The organism is Fictibacillus sp. 7GRE50 (assembly GCF_015903875.1).
Lineage (GTDB): Bacteria > Bacillota > Bacilli > Bacillales > Fictibacillaceae > Fictibacillus > Fictibacillus phosphorivorans.
The window spans coordinates 1-704 of sequence record NZ_JACZDW010000021.1; the positions used below are offsets into that span (position 1 = coordinate 1).

Annotated in this window: 1 protein-coding gene and 1 pseudogene; both read left to right on the forward strand. The window is 39.6% G+C overall.

From position 1 onward, the window contains the following. Positions 1-250: pseudogene (locus tag IHV12_RS22505) on the forward strand (hypothetical protein); the annotation flags it as partial. Positions 251-263: 13 nt separating this feature from the next. Next, positions 264-536 carry an AbrB/MazE/SpoVT family DNA-binding domain-containing protein gene (locus IHV12_RS22510; protein WP_197192299.1) on the forward strand — a complete coding sequence of 91 codons (273 nt, stop codon included), beginning with the start codon at positions 264-266 and terminating at the stop codon, positions 534-536. The last annotated feature ends 168 nt before the right edge of the window (positions 537-704 follow it).

The following is a 704-nucleotide window of genomic DNA, read 5'->3' on the forward strand; positions in this document are numbered from 1 at the left end:
AGGAACGAAACCACCGCAATCCAAGCAATCCGTCAAATCAACCATGGTCGGGCTGAAGCCGTTTGAATATCAGTCATCGAAGACGGAAGCGGAGTTCTTTAATGAATTCAAGCTTTCGACCGAGTATAATAATGTATCGAATACAGAAACGGTGATTGTCAAAACGTCTCTTATTTATGTGAAAGAGCAAGGCTGGAAGATCGATGATGTAGAATTTGTCGGAGAATTAACCGGACGCCCCACGTCCTAAGGAAGATATAAGCATGAAAAGTACAGGTGTTGTAAGGAAGGTAGACGAGCTGGGGAGAATTGTTATTCCCATTGAGTTAAGAAGAGTCCTGGAGATTGAAATTAAGGATGCAATAGAGATTTTTGTAGATGATAATAAAATCATTCTCCAAAAATATATGGCCCATAATGCGTGTGCGATTACCGGTGAGATAACCAACGAAAACAGAACGTATGGTGATGGGAAATTTGTGTTGAGTCCTAAAGGCGCAGAAATCCTGCTTCGGGAACTAGAAGAAGCTCAATGAGAAAAGAAGTAACCGATCGTTCTTTCATAAAGAGCGATTTTTTTGTGGCAACAAAAATCCTTAAAATAAGGATTTTTGAATCTTAATACTCAATGAAGAGGTCCATTACCCTTTCATCGTGGTTAGTGAATTCTAACGTCTACCAGGTTTTCGAGTTTTAAACGGAAA